Consider the following 706-nt stretch of genomic DNA (forward strand, 5'->3'; position numbering starts at 1 on the left):
GCGTCTGGGCCACGGAGCGCTGGGCGGGCGGTGCGGCCGGTGCGGGCGGCGGCGGGGTGGCCGCCTGCGGCTGGGCCGGAGGCGCGGCAGGCGCGGGCTCCTCCACCGTGACGCCGAAGTCCGTCGCGATGCCGGCCAGGCCGTTGGCGTAGCCCTGGCCGACCGCGCGGGCCTTCCAGGCACCGTTGCGCAGGTAGACCTCGACGATCACCAGGGCGGTCTCGGCGCCGAGCTGCGGGGGCGTGAAGGTGGCGAGGACGGAGTTGTCGTCCGCGTTGCGGATGGTGGCGGTCGGCTCGATGCCCTGGAAGGTCTGGCCGGCGGCGTCCGGGCTGGCGGTGACGACGATCTTCTCGATGCCCGGGGGGACGGCGGCGGTGTCGACCGTGATCGCGTCCGGAGCGGTGCCGCCGCCCGAGCGGTAGGTCACGCCCTGGCCGGCGGGCTGGTTGTAGAAGATGAAGTCGTCGTCGGAGCGCACCTTGCCGTCGGCGGTGAGCAGCAGGCCCGATACGTCGAGCCGCACGGGAGCGGCGACGTCCACCGTCACGCGGGCGGCGGAGAGGGGGATGTTCGAGCCGGGGGTCATAGCTGTCATGCCGGGTCAACGAGCGAGGGCGTTTTACCGTTCCCTTACCCGGCGGCCAATCGGGCGGGAGGGAGGCGGGGAGGCCGGGACCGGGCTCGATGACGGCGCCCGGCAGGA

General features: G+C 74.4%; 1 protein-coding gene. It reads right to left on the minus strand.

Going from position 1 to position 706, the window contains the following annotated elements; all coding sequences use genetic code 11:
- The coding region (locus HZS56_RS37835; protein ID WP_253915556.1) for a TerD family protein at positions 1-598 on the minus strand (598 nt) is incomplete at its 3' end.
- Between the last annotated feature and the right edge of the window lie 108 nt (positions 599-706).

The sequence above is a fragment of the Streptomyces mayonensis genome (assembly GCF_018982965.1).
Taxonomy (GTDB): Bacteria; Actinomycetota; Actinomycetes; order Streptomycetales; family Streptomycetaceae; genus Streptomyces; species Streptomyces mayonensis.